13 protein-coding genes are annotated in these 18973 nt (G+C 66.9%); 4 read left to right on the top strand and 9 right to left on the bottom strand.

Translation table 11 applies throughout. The annotated features are described in order from the left end of the window. Nucleotides 1–109 precede the first annotated feature (109 nt). From ACWKV7_RS10725 to ACWKV7_RS10755, 7 genes are all read right to left on the bottom strand, one after another. Nucleotides 110–1030 carry a 5-oxoprolinase subunit C family protein gene (locus ACWKV7_RS10725; RefSeq protein WP_483857649.1) on the bottom strand — a complete coding sequence of 307 codons (921 nt, stop codon included), beginning with the start codon at nt 1028–1030 and terminating at the stop codon, nt 110–112. Beyond that, nucleotides 1027–1704, bottom strand: coding sequence for a 5-oxoprolinase subunit PxpB (pxpB, locus tag ACWKV7_RS10730; RefSeq protein WP_483857650.1), 678 nt, complete (start codon nt 1702–1704; stop codon nt 1027–1029). The genes ACWKV7_RS10725 and pxpB overlap by 4 nt, the downstream gene beginning before the upstream one ends. Before the next feature lie 4 nt (nt 1705–1708). Beyond that, complete coding sequence (locus ACWKV7_RS10735) at nt 1709–2455, bottom strand: 5-oxoprolinase subunit PxpA (RefSeq protein ID WP_483857651.1); 747 nt, start codon at nt 2453–2455, stop codon at nt 1709–1711. Between the two features lie 56 nt (nt 2456–2511). Beyond that, the gene (locus ACWKV7_RS10740) at nt 2512–4863 is read right to left on the bottom strand and encodes a PepSY domain-containing protein (protein WP_483857652.1); all 2352 of its coding nucleotides are present in this window, start codon (nt 4861–4863) and stop codon (nt 2512–2514) included. A 98-nt stretch (nt 4864–4961) separates the two neighbouring features. Continuing rightward, complete coding sequence (locus tag ACWKV7_RS10745) at nt 4962–5642, bottom strand: Fe2+-dependent dioxygenase (RefSeq protein ID WP_483857653.1); 681 nt, start codon at nt 5640–5642, stop codon at nt 4962–4964. A gap of 69 nt (nt 5643–5711) precedes the next feature. Then, entirely contained in the window at nt 5712–7907 is a 2196-nt protein-coding gene (locus tag ACWKV7_RS10750; protein ID WP_483857654.1) for a TonB-dependent receptor, read from the bottom strand. Nucleotides 7908–8092: 185 nt separating this feature from the next. After that, complete coding sequence (locus tag ACWKV7_RS10755; protein WP_483857655.1) at nt 8093–9256, bottom strand: type III PLP-dependent enzyme; 1164 nt, start codon at nt 9254–9256, stop codon at nt 8093–8095. 460 nt (nt 9257–9716) lie between these two features. Here ACWKV7_RS10755 and ACWKV7_RS10760 point away from each other — a divergent pair, with 460 nt between their 5' ends. Then, nucleotides 9717–11300, top strand: coding sequence for a peptide chain release factor 3 (locus ACWKV7_RS10760; protein ID WP_483857674.1), 1584 nt, complete (start codon nt 9717–9719; stop codon nt 11298–11300). Between the two features lie 78 nt (nt 11301–11378). Further along, entirely contained in the window at nt 11379–12719 is a 1341-nt protein-coding gene (locus ACWKV7_RS10765; protein WP_483857656.1) for a chloride channel protein, read from the top strand. Nucleotides 12720–12743: 24 nt separating this feature from the next. Here ACWKV7_RS10765 and ACWKV7_RS10770 read toward each other — a convergent pair whose 3' ends face one another. After that, entirely contained in the window at nt 12744–15131 is a 2388-nt protein-coding gene (locus ACWKV7_RS10770) for a membrane-bound PQQ-dependent dehydrogenase, glucose/quinate/shikimate family (RefSeq protein WP_483857657.1), read from the bottom strand. A gap of 199 nt (nt 15132–15330) precedes the next feature. Further along, complete coding sequence (locus ACWKV7_RS10775) at nt 15331–17658, bottom strand: ExeM/NucH family extracellular endonuclease (RefSeq protein ID WP_483857658.1); 2328 nt, start codon at nt 17656–17658, stop codon at nt 15331–15333. Between the two features lie 238 nt (nt 17659–17896). Here ACWKV7_RS10775 and ACWKV7_RS10780 point away from each other — a divergent pair, with 238 nt between their 5' ends. Beyond that, complete coding sequence (locus tag ACWKV7_RS10780) at nt 17897–18202, top strand: hypothetical protein (protein WP_483857659.1); 306 nt, start codon at nt 17897–17899, stop codon at nt 18200–18202. Continuing rightward, on the top strand, nt 18196–18972 hold the full coding sequence (locus ACWKV7_RS10785) for a TatD family hydrolase (RefSeq protein WP_483857660.1): 777 nt from the start codon (nt 18196–18198) through the stop codon (nt 18970–18972). The genes ACWKV7_RS10780 and ACWKV7_RS10785 overlap by 7 nt, the downstream gene beginning before the upstream one ends. Nucleotide 18973 lies beyond the last annotated feature (1 nt).

Here is an 18973-nt window from a genome sequence, read left to right on the forward strand (position 1 = left end):
CCTCATGGGAAAAATTTTCTACAGGGTAGATACATACGGTGGAATACATCCGCGCGTTCCCACATTAGCAACCGGGTCGTCATGCGTCCCTAGAAGACTGAGCCACCCTCTACCGCCCGAAGAACCGATAGAACTCCCGCACCTCGGTCTGGGCGTCGCTCAGGCTGACGGCGGTGAAACGCAGGGTGGCGTGGGCCGGTTGCTGGGCCAGGCGGGACAGGTCCAGCGGATGCAGCCAGCCGAGAATGGGATAGCCGCCCATGGTCTGGCGGTCGGCCATGAGGATGATCGGCTGGCCGTCGGGCGGCACCTGGATGGCACCGCTGGCGATGCCCAGCGACCACTGGCGTGCCGGTACCCGCAGCGCCTCGCCCTGCAGGCGCGCGCCCATGCGGTCGGAACGGGCGCTGAGCTGCCAGGGCTGGGCGAAGAACGCCTGCAACTGGTCTTCATGGAAGCTCGCCGCGTCGCCGCCGGTGATCACCCGCAGCAGCGGCGTCTGCCGGTAATCGGGCACATACGGCCAGGGCACGCGGGCGCAGCGTTCCCGCTCGGCGGCGGTACATGGCAGGCAATCGCCCGCCTGCAACGGCCGACCATCGCCATGCAGGCCGCCGAGGCCCTCGCGGCCATGGCTGGCGACGCTGCCCAATACCGCCGACGCGCGAACCCCGCCGGCCACCGCCAGGTAGGCGCGCTGGCCGCCGCGGGCGAAACCCAGTTTCAGGCGTTGCCCGCTGCGCAACGGGAAGCGCGACCAAGCCGGTCGCGGATAGCCGTCCACCTCGATGGGCAAGTCCGCGCCGCACAGTGCCACCCAGGTGTCGACCTGGCTTTCCAGCTCGACGCCACCGAGGGCGACCTCCACCAGCGGCGTGCCCCATCGGTTGCCCAGCAGGCGATTGGCCCAGGCCGCGGCATGCGCGTCCAGCGGACCGCCCGGCGACACGCCGAGATGTTGCCAGCCCTGCCGGCCAGCATCCTGCAACAGGCTCAGGGCGCCCGGCTTGATCACCCGCAGCCCACTCATGGCACGCCGCCTTCGCGGCGATAGGTCGCCTCGTCGATGATGACGAAGCGCACCCGGTCTCCCAGGGTCAACGGGCATGGTGGCTCGGCGGACGGGTCGAATAAGCGCCAGGGACAACGCCCCAGCAGGTGCCAGCCGCCAGGGGAAGCCTGTGGATAGATCGCCGTCTGCCGCTCGGCGATGGCCAGGCTGCCGGCCGGCACCCTGGTGCGCGGGGTGGCCAGACGCGGCAACGCGAGGCGCGCATCGAGCCCGCCCAGGTAGGCGAAGCCGGGCGCGAAGCCGATGGCGCCGACGCGGTATTCGCCGGCGCTGTGCAAGGCGATGACCTGGTCGATATCGAGCCCGCAGGCGGCCGCCACCTCCGGCAGGTCCTCGCCGGCATACCAGACGGGGATCTCATGCAGGCGGCCGCTGTGCTCGGGCGCCGGCTCGGTCAACCAGGCTTCCAGCAACGGTGCCAGTTGCGTGGCCAGTTGCAGGTGGTCGGTCAGCCGCAGGTCGTAGTGCAGCAGCAGCGTGGTCCAACCCGGCACCAGGTCGGTCAGGCGGTCGCCGAGGGCCTGGCGGATGTGTTCGGCAAGTAGCGCAATGCGCACCGGCAACTGTTCGTCCGGCTGCTCTGCCAGCACCAACAGCAAAGCCTCGGCGCCGGCCGGTTCGATGCGCAGCATGGCCTCAGGACGCGTCCAGCATGGCCCGCAGCCGGCGCAGCACGGCCAGCGACTCGGGGTTGTCGCCATGCACGCAAAGGCTGTCGGCCTGCAGCTGCAGCGGCTTGCCGTCGAGATCGGGAAAGGCTTCGCCCTGGGCGATGGCCAGGGCCTGGGTGAGAATGCGCTCGGGCTCCCGGTGCACGGCTTCGGTCAGGCGTCGCGGGGCCAGGCGGCCATCGGACTGGTAGGCACGGTCGGCGAAGGCTTCGAACAGCAGCGGCACGCCGATGGCCTCGGCCATGCGTCGCTCGCGACCGTTGTCGGCCAGCGCCAGCACCATCAGCGGTAGGCCGGGGCGGTAAGCGGCGCAGGCTTCGAGCACGGCAGTGAACAATGCATCGTCGCGCAGCAGGTCGTTGTACAGCGCGCCGTGGGGCTTGACGTAGTCGACCTGGGTATTGGCCGCACGGCAGAAGGCTTCAAGGGCACCGAGCTGGTAGAGCAGCAGGGCGAACACCTCTTCCGGCGAGCAGGCCATCTGCCGGCGGCCGAAGCCGACCAGGTCCGGATAGGCCGGGTGCGCGCCGATACTCACGCCGTGCTGCACGGCCATGGCCACGGTGCGCTGCATGGTCAACGGGTCGGAGGCGTGAAAGCCGCAGGCCAGGTTGGCCTGGTCCACCAGCGGCATGGCATGGGCATCGTCACCCATGGTCCAGACCCCGAAGCTTTCACCCATGTCGCAATTGAGCAGGATTCGTCTTTTCATGGGGCAAGCTTAGAGCCCCACGCGGCCAGCGGGAAGTTCGGCTTCCCGCCAGCGTTTCAGTAGACGTCGCGCCGGTACCGTCCGTCTTCGCGTAAGCGCTGTACCGCCGCCGCACCCAGTCGCTCGACCAGCACCTGTTCGACGCCCTCGGCCATGCCCTGCAAGCTACCGCAGACGTAGATCGCCGCACCCTCGGCCAGCCACGGCTCGAGCGCCGGGGCTTCGCGCAGCAGGTCCTGCACGTAGCGCTTGGCCGGCTGGTCGCGGGAGAACGCCAAGTCCAGGTTGGCCAGCCAACCGTCGGCACGCCAGCCGTCCAGTTCGTCTCGACAGTAGAAGTCATGGGCGGCATGGCGTTCGCCGAAGATCAACCAGTTGCGCCGTCGACCGGCGGCGATGCGCGCCTTGAGGAGGCTGCGCAAGCCGGCCAGACCGGTACCGTTGCCGATCAGGATCACCGGGCGGTCGTCCTCCGGGGCGTGGAAGGCGCTGTTGCGCCGGACCCGCGCCAGCAGCATGCCGCCCTGCTCCAGCCGTTCGCTGAGCCAGCCGGAGCCCAGGCCGAGGCTGCCGTCGCCGCGGCACTCCTGGCGCACGATCAGTTCCAGCACGCCGTCTTCGGGCAGCGAGGCGATGGAATAGTCCCGCGCCGGCAAGGCCGGGTCGTTCTCCGGCAGCACTTCGAGAATATCGCCGGCCTGCCAGTCGGCCACGCCCAACGGGCGCAGCCGCAGGAGGAAGGTCGGCCCGCCGTGGCTGCCGGGATTAAGGCGTTCGCGGCCGACCAGCGTCCATTCGGCGAAGCCGCTGTCGGCGACAGCCTCTGCGCCACTCAGTTCGGCCAGGCGCTGGCGCCAGGCGACCAGGGCGCCAGCCTCGCCGTTATCCACCTCGATGGGGGCGAACAGGCTGCGCGCCCCCTGCCCCGCCAGCCAGCCGTTCAGACGCTGGGCGAAGCCGCAGAACTGCCGGTACTGGCGGTCGCCGAGGGCAAGCACGGCGTAGCTCAACTGCTCCAGGCCCAGGGCCCGGCCGAGCACCCGGCGCTCGAAGGCGCGCGCACTGTCCGGCGCCTCGCCGTCACCGAAGGTGCTGACCACGAACAGCGCCCGCCGTGCCTGGCGCAAGGCCGCTTCGTCAAGGCGGGCCAGCGGTCGCACCTGTACCGGCAGGCCGGCGGCCTGCAGTTGCCCGGCGGTCTGCCAAGCCAGTTGCTCGGCGAAACCACTCTGGCTGGCGAAGCCGATCAACCAAGGCTCGCCTGCGCCCTCGCCCGCCAGTTCGACGCGCGCCAGGCGGGCGGCGCGACGCTTGCGCCGGCGGTCGAGATAGAGCAACCAGCCGGTGACGAAGAACAGCGGCATGGCGGCGCTGGCCAACAACACCAGGATGCGCCCCGGCAGGCCGAAGTATTCGCCCACGTGCAGGGCATAGACGCTGGCGAACAATTGCGCTGTGAAGCGCTTCTCGGCATAACGCTCATGGCGCAGTACCCGGCCGCTCGCCGGATCGAGCTGCAACTGGTCGAACGCCTTCACATGGGGCGAGTCCTCCCGCAGGTAGAACACCTTCGCCGGCTGCCCCGCCCGCGGTGGCAGCAGCAGGCTGTAGGTGCTGAGCCGCGGGCCGGCTTCGCGCTCGAGGCTGCTCCACAGCGCCGCATAGTCGATCACCGGTGGCGCCCCCGCAGGTGACTCGCCGCGCCGCCCCTGCGGCTTCTCGCGCTGCTCCAACGGCCCGGCGCCGAGCAACCGGGAGGCGCCTTCGCGATACCAGTCGTAGGACCAGTAGAGCCCGGTCAGCGCCGCCAGCAGATAGAACGCCAGGCACCAGGTGCCGGCCACTGCGTGCAGGTCCCAGTTGAAGGCGCGGCCTTTCTTCGCCCAGTCCAGTGTCAGCCAGGCGCGCCAGTTGGCCATCTGTCGGGGACAGCGCAGGTACAGGCCGGACAGGCAGAAGAAGACCAAGACCAGCGTACAGGCGGCGGTGATCTGCTTGCCGAAATCGCCCATGGCGAGAAAGCGATGCAGTTGCAGCGTCAACTGGAAAAAACCCTGGCCGCGCACTTCGCCATGCAGCTCGCCGGTATAGGGGTCGAAGTAGCGCATCGGCCCGCGCCGCTCTCCGGGCGCAGGGCTGAAGGTCACCCGCGAGGCACGGTCGGAGCGCAGTTCCACCCACAGCCCGACGACCGTCTTATCCTGCGCGGCCTCTATCCGGCGTACCAGCTCGGCGGGCGGCAACACGCCGCTGTCGCGTACCTCGACCCTGAGTACCTCGGGGTTGAGCAGGCGCAGGATCTCGTCCTGGAAGGAGTAGGCAGCGCCGGTCACGCCCATCAGCGCCAACACCAGGCCGGCGCTGATGCCGAACAGCCAGTGCAACTGGAACAGGATTTTCTTCAGCACAGCGAATCACCTGGAAGCGGCGGGCCGGTTGGCCCGTCAAACGGGAAATGGATCTATCGAGCGCGACCGGCAGCGCGTGGCGCCTGCCGCCCGGCGCTTCATGGGTTGGCCCAGCGGCGCAGCAGGTTGTGATAGACGCCGGTGAGCTGCACGCTGCTGGCGTGGCCGGGCCCCAGCTCGCGGTTGATCTGCTGGATGCTGCTGTCCAGGTCGAACAGCAGTGTGCGCTGGCCGTCGTCGCGCACCATGCTCTGGATCCAGAAGAACGAGCAGACCCGCGCCCCGCGGGTCACCGGATTGACCCGGTGCAGGCTGGTGGAGGGATAGAGGATCAGATCGCCGGCCGGCAGCTTGACGTTGTGGGCACCATAGGTGTCCTCCACCACCAGTTCGCCGCCGTCGTACTCGTCCGGATTGGTGAAGAACAGCGTGGCTGACAGATCGGTGCGCAGATAATCGCCGCCGCGCGGCTGGCGCATGGCATTGTCCACATGCAGCCCGAACGACTGCCCGCCCTGGTAGCAATTGAACAACGGTGGGTACACCCGGGCCGGCAACGCGGCCGAAACGAACAGTGGGTGGCGGCCGAGGGCCTGGATAATCAGCTCGCCCATCTGCTGTGCCTCGGGCGAATCCTCCGGCAGCTGCAGGTTGTCCTTGGCCATGGCGGACTGGAAGCCGGCCGTGGCCTTGCCGTCGATCCACTGCGCCTGTTGTAGCAGCCGGCGGCAGTCGGCAACCTGCTCGGCGGTCAATACCTGGGGGATGCGTAGCATCATCGGCGTGTTCTCCTGACGCAGCGAAGCCCCGCCGGATCGGCGGGGCTTCGCTAACGCGGCTCTGGCGGGTTAGAACGTGTAGCTGGCGGTCAGGGTGGCGGAGCGACCGTCACCGGGAATCAAGCCGCCGGAGGTCGCGTCGGTACCGACATTGGTGCGCACCCGGTCGTAGTATTCCTTGTCGAACAGGTTATTGACGTTCAACTGCAGCCCCAGCTCCTTGTTGACCTGGTAGCTGAGCATGGCGCCATGCACCCAGTAGGCCGGTATCTTGGCCTGGCCCGCGGCAGCAACGTTGCGCCGATCCACGAATTGCGCGCCATAGCCCAATTGGATATCGGCCGGCAGCTGGTACGTGGTCCACAGGCTGAAGGAATGCGGGGGCGTATTGGCCAGCGCCTGCCCTTCCTGCACCCAGTCCTTGCCGGGAGACTCGATGATCTCGCTGCTCAATCGGGTATAGGTGGCAAAGGCCTCCCACTTGTCGGTGAGCTTGCCCGAGAGCCCCAGTTCGAAGCCCTCGACGCGCTGTTTGCCTTGCAGGTCGTAGCTGCCGTCATCCAGCTGCACCCTGGCGTTGGACTTTTCTACCCGGAACACCGCTGCGTTCACCGCCAGGCGCTGGTCCAGCAGCTCCCACTTGGTGCCCAGCTCCCAGGTCTCGTTCTCTTCCGGATCGAGGTCCTCGTTCCCGGCGTTCAGGCCGGTGCCGGTGGTCGCCAATTGCTGCGCCGACGGGTTGTAGGAGTTCCCCCAGGCCACATAGATGGTGCCATTCTCCACCGGCTTATAGGCCAGACCGATGCGGCCGCTGACCATCTCATCGGAGGACTCCAGTTGAACGCGGGTATTGCCGGCGAAGGTGTGGGTATCGTTCTCGCCCTCGTAACGCTCCCAGCGCAGGCCCAGGCTCAGGTCCCAGTGGTCGCCGAACGACAGGGTATCGAAGGCATAGAGCGCATGATCGGTCAGTTGGGCATCGAGCGTGCTCAGGTCTGTGCGATTGCGCGGGCCGCGGTAGTAGCCAGGCGGGTTGTCCAGGTCGTAGACCTGGGCCAGATTCAGGTTGTTGTCGAAGTTGGTGCGGTCGATGGTTTCGCGGGAAACCTCGAAACCGGTCACCAGGTTGTGCTCGATGAAGCCGGTGGCAAAGTTCCAGTTCAGATTGGTCTGGTTGATCGCCAGCTTGGTGGTGGTGTCGCGGCCGCGCCCGCTGCCGGTGCGATATTTGTACTGGCCTGCGGGGACACCGGCAGTCTGCACGTAGCTGCGGGTGGTCACGGTGCGGTTATCCACCTCGCTGTAGCGGGTCAGGCTGCTGAGGCTGAGCAGGTCGTTGAAGTCGTGCTCGACCTTCAGCGTGAAGGTGTCCACATCGACCTCTTCGGTGTCGATATTGCGGAAGCCGAAGTAATCGTCGCGGTCGACGCCCGGCAGTACCTTGCCGTCGATGGCCGGCAGACCGTATTCCGGCAGGTTCTGGTCGGACTGGTGCAGGTAGCTCAGCGTCAGGCGGGTCGGCGTGCCGAGGCCGAAGGCAATCGACGGCGCGATGCCCCAGCGCTCGTAATCGATCTGGTCGCGGCCGGCCACGTCGTTCTCATGGGCCATCAGGTTGAGACGGAAAGCCGCCCCCTCGATGCCATCCAGCGGCTGGTTGAGATCGGCCGCCAGGCGGTGATAGCCGTCGGTGCCGATGCCGGCCTGCAAGGTATTGCGGGCCCGCAGGTGCGGCGTCTTGCTGACCATATTGATCGAGCCGGCGGTGGCACCGGCGCCGGCATACACCGAGCTGGGCCCCTTGACCACTTCCACCTGCTCCAGGTTGAACATGTCCGAGCGGGTCATGTTGGCGCTGTCGCGCAGGCCGTCGACCATCAGGTTGTTGGTGGCGCTGAAGCCGCGGATATTGATGCTGTCACCATAGGCGCCACCTTCGCCGGCACCGAAGGTGATGCCGGAGACGTTGGACAACACCTGGCGCAGGCTCAGGGCATTCTGCTCCTGGATCACGGCGGCGGGCACCACCGTGACGGTTTGCGGCGTGTCCAGCAGCGGCGCGGTGTACTTCGGCGAAGACGCCTTGTCGACCTTGTAGCCCTTGGTCTGCTCGCCGGTGGCGGTCATGCTGTTCAGCTCGACCGGTGGCTGCGCGGTCTTGCTGTCGGCCGCCGCCAGGCCGTTTTGAGCCAGGGAGGCGGCTGCCAAACCGATTGCCGAAGCCAGCAGACGACGCTGCGGAACAACCTTGCTGCGCTTACTCATGAGAATCACTCGCCCAGGGAAATGAGGCGTGATTCTATTTAGGAACAATTATCAATCAACTGGAATTTGCGTCTTTACGGTTTCTTTACACTTCCCGGTGGAACTCGGTCACACAGCCATTTTCATGGCGCCAGAAAAAGCAAAGCCCCGCCGGATGGCGGGGCTTCGGCTCAGCCGGGACGCGATCAGATATAGAAGGCCTTCAGCGGCGGGAAACCGTTGAATTCCACTGCGCTGTAGCTGGTGGTGTAGGCACCGGTGGACAGCCAGTAGAGGCGGTCGCCGATGGCCAGGTTCAGCGGTAGGCCGTACTTGTAGTTCTCGTACATGATGTCGGCGCTGTCGCAGGTCGGGCCGGCGATCACCACCTCTTCCATCTCACCCTTCTTCTCGGTCCAGATGGGGAACTTGATGGCTTCGTCCATGGTTTCCACCAGGCCGGAGAACTTGCCCACGTCGGTATAGACCCAGCGCTCGACGGCGGTGCGCGACTTGCGCGACACCAGCACCACTTCGCTGACCAGGATGCCGGCGTTGGCGATCAGCGAACGGCCCGGCTCAAGGATGATTTCCGGCAGGTCGTCGCCGAAGTCGTCCTTGAGGAAGCGGATGATTTCCTCGGCGTAGGTTTCCAGGCTGTTGGTCTTGGTGATGTAGTTGGCCGGGAAGCCGCCGCCCATGTTGATCATCTTCAGCACGATGCCGTCCTCTTCCTTGAGGCGTTCGAAGATCACCTTGACCTTGGCGATGGCCGCATCCCATACGCCGATATCGCGCTGCTGCGAACCGACGTGGAAGGAGATGCCGTAGGGCTCCAGGCCCAGCTGGCGAGCGAGGATCAGCAGGTCCATGGCCATGTCGGTCTGGCAGCCGAACTTGCGCGACAGTGGCCAGTCGGCGGTGGTCGAGCCCTCGGTGAGGATGCGCACGTAGACCTTCGAGCCCGGCGCGGCCTTGGCGATGTTGCGCAGGTCGGCCTCCGAGTCGGTGGCGAACAGGCGCACGCCCTTCTCGAAGAAATAGCGGATGTCCTTGGACTTCTTGATGGTGTTGCCGTAGCTGATGCGCTCCGGGCCGATGCCCTGGTTCATCACCTTGTCCAGTTCGTAGATCGAAGCGATGTCGAAGCTGGAGCCCTTGGCCTTGAGCAGGTCGATGATTTCCACCGCCGGGTTGGCCTTCACCGCGTAATAGATCTTGGCGAAGGGAAAGCAGGTGCCCAGCTGGTCGTAGGCGTCGGAGATGGTCTTCTTGTCGATGACCACGAAGGGCGTTTCATGCTGGTCGGCGAACGCTTTCATGCGCTGAAAGGTATCGCGAGCGAAATAGTCTTCGATCTGAGTCGACATGCTCGGGGCTCCATGGGAACAACAAACGAAAGGATAGAAGGGGTGAGAGTGAACGCCTAATCCGTTTCCCCACTTTGGTTCGCCTACTTCCCAAGGCATGTCGCCGAGTAACGCCGGTTTCGGCGATCTCTCGTCGTCAGTACTTGAGCCGGATGGATCGTTTCCAGCATGGACGTTCGGGCGCGAACTTTAGGACCAGCGGTCCTCGATATCAATCAAAAAAACACCTGGGCGTCCGTGCTTTTTCCTGCGACCGCCCGTTCGTTTTTTTTCCTCAACAAAACGTCCGGAATGCTGCACAAACCAGGCCCCTTCCACTCTTCTAAGCAGACCCGGCCATGCCCGTCGTGTTCCTGCGCCCCTGACACCCGGCCTGCCTGCTGCGCTCGGTTTGCCGGTATAATCTCGCCCCTTTTCGGGGCCGATGCCCCGCCGTCCCGATTCGCAGCAGGCAATGACCATGACCACCCAGGCCGCCGAAGTCGCCAAGCGCCGTACCTTCGCCATCATTTCCCACCCCGATGCGGGCAAGACCACCATCACCGAGAAGCTGCTGCTGATGGGCAAGGCGATCGCCGTCGCCGGCACCGTGAAGTCGCGCAAATCCGACCGCCACGCCACCTCCGACTGGATGGAGATGGAAAAGCAGCGTGGCATCTCCATCACCACCTCGGTGATGCAGTTCCCCTACCGCGAGCACATGGTCAACCTGCTCGACACCCCCGGCCACGAAGACTTCTCGGAAGACACCTACCGCACCCTGACCGCGGTGGACAGCGCACTGATGGTGCTCGACGGCGGCAAGGGCGTGGAGCCGCGCACCATCGCCCTGATGGAAGTCTGCCGACTGCGCGACACGCCCATCGTCAGCTTCGTCAACAAGCTCGACCGCGACATCCGCGACCCCATCGAACTGCTCGACGAGATCGAGGCGGTGCTGAAGATCAAGGCCGCGCCCATCACCTGGCCGATCGGCTGCTACAAGGACTTCAAGGGCGTCTATCACCTCGCCGAGGACAAGATCGTCGTCTACCAGCCGGGCCATGGCCACGAGCGCATCGAGACCAAGATCATCGCCAAGCTCGACTCGCCGGAAGCCCGCGACCACCTCGGCGACATGTACGACGACTTCCTCGAACAGCTGGAGCTGGTCCAGGGCGCCTGCCACGAATTCGACCAGGACGCCTTCCTGCGCGGCGAGATGACCCCGGTGTTCTTCGGCACCGCGCTGGGCAACTTCGGCGTCGACCAGGTGCTCGACGCCATCGTCGACTGGGCCCCGCGCCCGCTGCCGCGCGCAGCCAACGAACGCGTGGTGGAACCGACCGAAGAGAAATTCACCGGCTTCGTGTTCAAGATCCAGGCGAACATGGACCCGAAACACCGCGACCGCATCGCCTTCATGCGCATCTGCTCGGGCAAGTACGAGAAGGGCATGAAGATGCGCCACGTGCGCATCAAGAAGGACCTGAAGATCGCCGACGCCCTGACCTTCTTCTCCAGCGAACGCGAGATGCTGGAAGAAGCCTGGGCCGGCGACATCATCGGCCTGCACAACCACGGCACCATCCAGATCGGCGACACCTTCACCGAAGGCGAGGCGCTGGGCTTTACCGGCATCCCGCACTTTGCTCCGGAGTTGTTCCGCCGCGTGCGCCTGAAGGACCCGCTGAAATCCAAGCAGCTGCGCCAGGGCCTGCAGGAGCTGGCCGAGGAAGGCGCGACCCAGGTGTTCTTCCCCGAGCGCAACAACGACATCATCCTCGGCGCGGTGGGCGTGCTGCAGTTCGACGTGGTCGCCAGCCGCCTGAAGGAGGAATACAAGGTGGAATGTGCCTACGAGGCGATCAACGTCTGGTCGGCCCGCTGGATCGATTGCGCGGACGAGAAAAAGCTAAAGGAATTCAAGGACAAGGCCTACGAGAACCTGGCCATCGACGGCGGCGGCCACTTGACCTACCTGGCACCGACCCGGGTCAACCTGAGCCTGATGGAAGAGCGCTGGCCGGACGTGAAATTCCGCGCCACCCGCGAACACCACTGAGCCCGCGTGCACGGGCCTGACGGCCGACCACCGCGTAGCGGTTACACTAGGCCGTCAGGAACCGCCCACGCCGAGCCCATGCCCCAGACGTCAACGCCTTCCAAGACCCAACGCCTGCGGGAACGCCGCCGTCGCCTGCGGGCCCTGCGCCAGCGAGCCGCCTTCTGGCTCGGCGCCCTGCTCGTCGGCCTCAGCGCACTGGCCTTCGCCTGGCTCGCCGACCATGCGTACGAATGCTTCGAGTGGCTCCTGGCACAGAACGCCTACTGGCCCTGGCTGGTCACCCCGGCCGGCTTCGCGCTGCTCGCCTGGCTCACCCAGGGCTACCTGAAGGAAGCCAAGGGCAGCGGCATCCCGCAGGTGATCGCCTGCCTGGAGCTGCCCTCCAGCCAGTTGCGCCAGCGTCTGCTGGCCCTGCCCATCGCCATGGCGAAGATGCTGCTGACCGTGCTCGCCCTGCTCTGCGGCGCATCGGTCGGGCGCGAGGGGCCGACGGTGCATGTCGGCGCGGCGGTGATGTTCAGCTTCGGCCGGCGCCTCGGCCTGCACGGCCGCCATGCCCTCTCCGGGCTGATCCTCGCGGGCGGCGCCGCCGGCATCGCGGCGGCCTTCAACACGCCGCTGGCCGGCGTGGTCTTCGCCATCGAGGAACTGAGTTCGCGCATGGAACAGAGCTTCAACGGCCTGATCCTGATGGCGGTGCTGATCGGCGGCATGGTGACCCTGGGCCTGATGGGCCACTACAGCTACTTCGGCCAGCTCAGCGCGGACCTGCCCCTGAGCGAAGCCTGGCTCGCGGTGCTGGCCTGCGGGCTGTTCGGCGGCGTGCTCGGCGGGCTCTATTGCCGCCTGGTACTGCCGGCCCGGCGCGGCCCGCTGGCGCTGCTCGGCGCCTGGCGAGAGCGCCGGCCGGTACTGTTTGCCACCGCCTGCGGCCTGCTCCTGGCGCTGCTCGGGCTGGTCTCGGGCCAGCACGTGTTCGGCACCGGCTATGCCGAGACCCGTGCCCTGCTCGAAGGCCAGCCGCAAACCGATGGCCTGTTCCTGCTCTGGAAGTTCCTCGCCAACGTGGTGTCCTACCTGGCCGGTATTCCCGGCGGCCTCTTTTCGCCGTCGCTGGCGGTAGGCGCCGGCATCGCACCCTGGCTCACCGACTGGATTCCGGGCATCACCCTGCAAACCGCCGGCCTGCTGGGCATGGCCGCCTACCTAGCCGGCGTCACCCGCACCCCGCTGACCGCCACCGTAATCACCATCGAGCTATCCCACAGCCAGGACATGGCGCTGCCGATCCTCGCCGCCAGCCTGCTGGCCAGCAGCCTGTCCGCACGCATCTCACCGACGCCGCTGTACCGCGCCCTCGCCGAGCAGATATTGGCGCACTGGCCGCAGACGCGCACCCGCGACAAGCCCGAGTGAAACCCTCCCGGCGGATCGCGCTGACTAATCCTTCAGTACCCAGGCCGTCAGCGTGTCGCCGATGCGCGTGCCGAACGAGCCGTGCCCGCCGGCCATCACCACCACGTACTGCCTGCCGGTTCGCTCCGACACATAGCTGATCGGGGTGGCCTGGCCGCCCGCGGGCAGCCTGCCCTTCCACAGCTCCTCGCCGGTGCTCACATCGTAGGCGCGCAGGTAGTAGTCCAGGGTCCCGCTGAGAAACGCCACGCCGCCCGCCGTCAACAGCGGCCCACCGAGCGCCGGCACGCCGACGGGGAGCGGAATCCCCAGTGGCGCGCTGTCGCGGCTGGTGCCGTTCTTGTGCATCCACACCGGCGCCATGCGATGCAGGTCGACCGCGGTGACGAAGCCCCACGGCGGCGCCTGGCACGGCAAGCCGAGCGGCGACAGGAACGGCTTGAGGCTGACCATGTACGGTGCGCCGAGATTCGGTTGCAGGCCCAGTTCTCCCCCGCCCTGGCGGGCCTGCTCCGGCACCTCGCTGCGCCGGACCAGCGTGGAGACGAAGGCCAGGTAGTTGGGCGCGCCGAACAGCAATTGGCGATCCGGATCGACCGCCACCGAGGGCCAGTTGAAGGTGCCGACGTTGCCCGGGTAGATCAGCGAGCCCTGGGTGGAAGGCGGGGTGAAATCGCCCTCGTAGCGCAGCCGGTGGAACTGGATGCGGCACATCAGCTGGTCCAGCGGCGTGCCGCCCCACATATCACGCTCGCGCAGCGGCTCCGCGGGCGCATAGCTGAGCGCCGAGGCCGGCTGAGTCGGCGCGGTGTAGTCGCCCTCGACCGCGCCCTGGGGCACGGCCTGCTCGGTGACCGGCACGATGGGCTCGCCGGTGCGCCGGTCCAGCACATAGAGATCGCCGCGCTTGGTCGGCTGGATGATCGCCGGCAATCGCCCTTGCGGTCGGTCGAGATCGACCAGGGTCGGTTGCGCGGGCAGGTCGCGGTCCCACAGGTCGTGGTGCACGGTCTGGAATTCCCAGCGCACCTGGCCGGTGTCCAGGTCGAGCGCCACCAGGGTGTCGGTGAAGCGCTCGGCCTCCGGGCCGCGCGGCACCGCCCACTGGTCCGGCGTCTGATTGCCGGTGGGAATGTAGACCAGCCCCAGCGCCTCGTCGGCGGTAGCGACGGTCCAGGAGTTGGGCATGCTGCGCACATAGGTTTCACCGGGCGGCAGCGGCTCGGTGGCCTGCGGCCTGCCGGGGTCCCAGTTCCACACCAGCGCGCCGTTGCGCACGTCGTAGGCGCGGATCACCCCGCCGGGCGAGTCGACGGCGCCGTTGTCGGTGACCGAGCCGCCGACGATCACCAGCTTCTCCGTGACCACCGGCGGCGACGTGGGCAGGTAGACGCCCAGCGCGCCCTCGCCAAGCCCGATCTTCAGATCGACCCTGCCACCCTCGCCGAAGTCCTCGCAGGGCCGGCCATCGTCGGCATCCAGTGCATACAGGGTGGCGTCGTTGGTGGGCAGCAAAATCCTCCGCGCACAGCGCCGGTCGAGGGGCGACGCCGGCTCGGTGCGCGCATAGGCGCCGGCATCGTGGTAGGCCAGGCCGCGGCAGGTCATGTGCTGGTAGTACTCGGCATCGCGGTTGATCGCCGGGTCGAAGCGCCATCGTTCCTCGCCGCTGTCGGCATCCAGCGCGATGGCGATGCTGTGCGGCGTGCAGATGAACAGCGAGTCGCCCACCTTCAGCGGCGTCACCTCGTAGGTGAACTCGCCGGGGTCGCCTTCCCCCGGCAGATCGCCGGTGTGGTATTGCCACGCGGGTTCGAGTCGGTCGACGTTCTGCGGGGTGATGCGATCGGCCGCCGAATAGCGGTCGCCCCGATCCGAACCGCCATAGGCGGTCCACTCATTGGCCGAGCGCACGGCCGCCGCAGCGAGGGCGCCCCCCGCCATCTGCGCGTCGCTGAACCGACCATGGAGGCGCGAGTAGTCCTGCGTCCATGAGTAGCCGGCCATCAGCGCGGCGAGCAGCAGGCTGGCGGCGAGCGCTGCACTGGCACCATCGCGCCAGCGTCGGACCACACCGATGCGCCGGTCGATGAACGGCAATAGCAGCCAGGCGCCGAGCACGCACCAGAGGTCGATGCGCGGTGCCATCTGCCACCAGTCGAAGCGCACCTCCCACACCGTCCAGGCGAGGGAGGCCAACAACAACAGGGTATACAGCCAGAGCGCGGCCCGGCGCTGCGCCAGGATCAGGCCACCGACCAACAGCAAGCCAAGCCCCGCCAGCAGGTAGTACCAGGAACCGCCCAGGGCCACCAGATAGGTACCGCCGCAGGCCAGCGCCAGTGCCAGCACCAGCACCACCGCGCCGGTCAGGGTGATCGTGAGAGGTCTCGTGCTCTGCCTGTCTGCCATGCCCGCTTTCCCCTTGGCCTGGAGCGCGCTGCAACCCGGCCGCGCCCGCGTGACTGCTCACAAGCAGGCGCGCCGAGTGCGGCAGCGCCAACTGCTTGGCTGTCCCCAATGGATGCCCGAGCGGCTGGCTTAGTTCAGCGGTGGCACCGTGAAAACGACACCGCCCGGACAGACCGGGCGGCGCAGGTAGTGGATCGGGCTACTTCAGGTCGATGCCGACGACCACCGGATCGTGGTCGGACGCCCGGAACGGCTCGGCGCTGTAGAGCAGCGAGCGCTGCCGTTCGCTCTTGAACTCCAGGTTGTAGTCCAGCACGTGCGGCTCGTCGGCATTGATGTGCCACTCCACCACGCCACGCACCTGCGACGCCAGGCTGGGGCTGGCCAGGGCATGGTCGAGATAGCCGGACTGGCCGCCGAACACGTAGGAGTAGCCATGGCCCTTGCCGAGGTGGCGAGCGACCAGATCGACATAGTCGGCGGCGCGGATCAGGCTCACCGGGTCTTCCTGGGCGTAGGCGTTGAGGTCGCCGATGATCAGCATGTCCGGATCCTTCGAACGGGTCGGGTCACCGGCCAGCCACTCGACCAGAGCCTGGGCGGCAAACGCCCGCGTCAGGTTGCAATTGCCCTGGCCGTCGCCGGTATCCGGATCGCCGGCACCGCACGCGGAGCCCTTCGACTTGAGGTGGTTGACCGCCACGGTGAACCGCTGGCCGCCGACGCGCTGGCGGAATGTCTGCGCCAGCGCCGGCCGGTTCTTGCTGTCGTCGAAGCGCGGATCGACGCTGCTGTCGAGAATCTTCGCTGCCTTGTGCGGCAGGATGCGGTCACGCCGATAGATCAGGCCGACGGCAATCTCGTCGCGGCCCAGGCGCTCCACGCCCGGATTGACGAAGTTGTAGCGCTGGCCGCGAGGCAACCCGGCATTGAGCCCGTTCACCAGGTCTACGATGGCGCTGTGCTCGCCATAGCCGTCGTTCTCGATCTCCATCAACCCGACCACGTCAGCCTTCGCGGCGAGAATCGCGGCGATCAGCTTGGCGCGCTGGCGCTGGAACTCTTCCAGGCTGTCAGCCCCGCGCGACGTGGGGAAGCCGCCGCCCTGGCCATCGCCATTGAAGTAGTTGAGCACGTTGAAGCTGGCCACGCGGATTTCGCCCTCCAGCCCCTGCGGCTCGGCCGGGCGCGGATTGGCGGTCACGAAGGTCGGCGTCTCCAGCGGTTGCACGCGATACTTGCCGGCGGAGTAATCCAGCACGCCGCTGACACCGGTGACCTGGTCGCCCACTCGCAGGCTGTTGACCGCACTCAGCTCCGGCGCCGGATAGCGGATCGGGTCGGGATTCTGCGCGCTGCGGCCGTCGTCCAGCAGGATGCGGTTGAGATCGTTCGCCGCCTGCATGGCGCGGGCCTCGTCGCCGGGCGCCACCACGTTGGTCGGCGTCATCAGCCGCCCGCCGGACGACAGTGTCACCTCGCCATAGCGACCGAGGTTGTAGACCTCGCTCACCGTCAACTCCTGCGGCAGGAACACGCGCATGCCCTCGTAGCGCTCCAGGTAGTCGGGGCCGGGCAGCGGCAGGGCCAGCAGGGTCATGCCCGGCAGGGGCTGGTCGCTGGCCAGCAGGGTGACCTGCAACGGCCCGGCCAGCTCGGTCAGGCCGTTGAATTCGCGCACCTCGCCGGTCACCCGCACCCGGTCGCCGACGCTGACGTCGGGGCCGCTGCCGCCGTCATAGACGAACAGCCCTTCGGAGGTCAGCGGGTCGCCGTCGACGGCATCGTCGCTCTCCTGCAGGTAGAAACCGCGCAAGGCATCGTTGCCCTGAAAGTCGCCGACCACCACAGCCTCGACGGTCACCGTCTGCCCCACGAGCGGGCTGCTGGCCGCGGCGCCCTGGATTTCATGAATCGCCTTGCGACCGGCGCCGTTGTCCGGCGGCGTCCCGCCATGCCGGCCGAGGTGGCTGAAGGTATCGCGGGGATAGGCCAGCCATTCCAGAGCCGGGTCGAAGGCATCGTCGAGGATGCGGTCACCTACACCGACCGCCGCCTGCCGCACCAGGGTGCGGTCAAGGGTCTGATTGTCGCCGGTACCCCAGGCCGCGCCGGGATCGACGCCGACCTGGCCGAGGCTATCGAGCACCTGGCCGGCCGGGTCGCGCAGCACCAGTGCATCGTTGCCATTGAACCAGCCACCGCCACTGCGCTGATCGGCGAGCGCCAGCAGAGCCGGTTCGGCGGCGGCATTGGCCAGCACGAACACATCGTTGGCAGCCACCTGGCCGTTCAAGGCGATGCTCAGCCCGGCCGAGGCCGAGCCGTTGAAGTAAAACTCCAGGCGGTAACCGGCCAGGTCCAGCGGCGCGTTCGAGCCGTTGTAGAACTCGACGGCCTTGTTGTTGCCGCTGCCTTCCAGGTATTCGGAAATCAACAGATCGGCGTGTGCAGGCACAGCGGCAGACGCCACCGCAGCCAACACCAGCGCAGCCAGACGATGCCGGCCCAGTAAACGATTGCGCATGAAATGCTCCTTAGCAGGCCGGCTGACGAATCCCCGGCGGCGATGTCCAAAAACAGGCGTGACCGGACATAGACCGCGCCGCGAGCAATCTGCTCTGCACAACTTCCGTATTGCTGCCATGCGTGCGCACCGATAGCCTGGGCACCGGTGTAACCCGCCGAGTTGACAGAACGGTTACCGGGTACCACCAACACGACAATCTGCGACCCCGTGCGCATACCGATTAAGGACCTGAGCCATGCTCAAGACACTGACCGCCGCCCTGCTGTTCGCCTGCGCCAGCTCAGCCCAAGCCGGAGTGATGATCAACAGCCCCTACTGGGTCGTCGCCCTGACCTGCTCGAACAACCCGACCTGCTACGCCGCCAGCAACGGCAGCTACACCGGCAGCCTGGAGCGCGCCAAGCGCTTCGACGAGGAAGCGCAGGTGCAGAAATTCGTCGCCAGCTTCACCAGCAGCCTGCGCGACAAGTCGCCGCGCATCGAGCAGCATCACGAGCGCCTCTGCGTCGAAGGAACCCCGGCCAACGGCCCGGCATGCTGATCGATACCCATACCCACCTGGATTTCCCGGACTTCGACGGCGACCGCCGCGAAATCCTCGACAGCTGCCGGGCGCACGGAATCGAGCGCGTCGTCGTGCTCGGTGTCGACAACAGCAACTGGCAGCGCGTGTGGGATCTGGCCTGTGCCGAGCCGGCAGTGCATGCCGCGCTCGGTCTGCACCCGGTCTACCTGCCGCAGCACCAGCCGCAGGACCTGGCGGCGCTGCGCGACTGGCTGGAGCGTCTGGCCGGCCACCCAAAGCTCTGCGCCGTCGGCGAATTCGGCCTCGATTACTACCTGGAAGACCTCGATCGCGAGGGCCAGCAACCGCTGTTCGAAGCGCAGTTGAAACTCGCCGTCGACTTCGAGCTACCCGCGCTGCTGCACGTGCGGCGCGCCCACGCCCAGACCGTCGCCACACTGAAGCGCTACAAACCGACGCGTGGCGGCATCGTGCATGCGTTTTCCGGTAGCTGGGAGGAAGCGCGGGAATACCTCAGGCTCGGTTTCAAGCTGGGCCTGGGCGGCGCTGCCACCTGGCCGCAGGCCAGGCGCATGCACCGGGTGATCGCGAAGCTGCCGCTGGATGCGGTGGTACTGGAAACCGACGCCCCCGACATGGCCCCAGCCATGTACCCCGACCAGCGTAACAGCCCGGCGCACCTGCCGGAGATCTGCGCTGCCCTGGCGCAATGGATGGGTATCAGCAGCGAGCAACTGGCCGAAGCCAGCACTCGCAATGCCCGTGAGCTGTTCGGCTGGCGCTAGG

The organism is Zestomonas ipomoeae, from assembly GCF_057128665.1.

Excerpts from the sequence above, each read along its gene's own strand:
- pxpB (WP_483857650.1), bottom strand. The coding sequence starts at position 1,704 with ATGCTGCGCATCGAACCGGCCGGCGCCGAGGCTTTGCTGTTGGTGCTG.
- ACWKV7_RS10735 (WP_483857651.1), bottom strand. The coding sequence starts at position 2,455 with ATGAAAAGACGAATCCTGCTCAATTGCGACATGGGTGAAAGCTTCGGG.
- ACWKV7_RS10760 (WP_483857674.1), top strand. The coding sequence starts at position 9,717 with ATGACCACCCAGGCCGCCGAAGTCGCCAAGCGCCGTACCTTCGCCATC.
- ACWKV7_RS10755 (WP_483857655.1), bottom strand. The coding sequence starts at position 9,256 with ATGTCGACTCAGATCGAAGACTATTTCGCTCGCGATACCTTTCAGCGC.
- ACWKV7_RS10750 (WP_483857654.1), bottom strand. The coding sequence starts at position 7,907 with ATGAGTAAGCGCAGCAAGGTTGTTCCGCAGCGTCGTCTGCTGGCTTCG.
- ACWKV7_RS10785 (WP_483857660.1), top strand. The coding sequence starts at position 18,196 with ATGCTGATCGATACCCATACCCACCTGGATTTCCCGGACTTCGACGGC.
- ACWKV7_RS10770 (WP_483857657.1), bottom strand. The coding sequence starts at position 15,131 with ATGGCAGACAGGCAGAGCACGAGACCTCTCACGATCACCCTGACCGGC.
- ACWKV7_RS10765 (WP_483857656.1), top strand. The coding sequence starts at position 11,379 with ATGCCCCAGACGTCAACGCCTTCCAAGACCCAACGCCTGCGGGAACGC.
- ACWKV7_RS10775 (WP_483857658.1), bottom strand. The coding sequence starts at position 17,658 with ATGCGCAATCGTTTACTGGGCCGGCATCGTCTGGCTGCGCTGGTGTTG.
- ACWKV7_RS10725 (WP_483857649.1), bottom strand. The coding sequence starts at position 1,030 with ATGAGTGGGCTGCGGGTGATCAAGCCGGGCGCCCTGAGCCTGTTGCAG.
- ACWKV7_RS10745 (WP_483857653.1), bottom strand. The coding sequence starts at position 5,642 with ATGATGCTACGCATCCCCCAGGTATTGACCGCCGAGCAGGTTGCCGAC.
- ACWKV7_RS10780 (WP_483857659.1), top strand. The coding sequence starts at position 17,897 with ATGCTCAAGACACTGACCGCCGCCCTGCTGTTCGCCTGCGCCAGCTCA.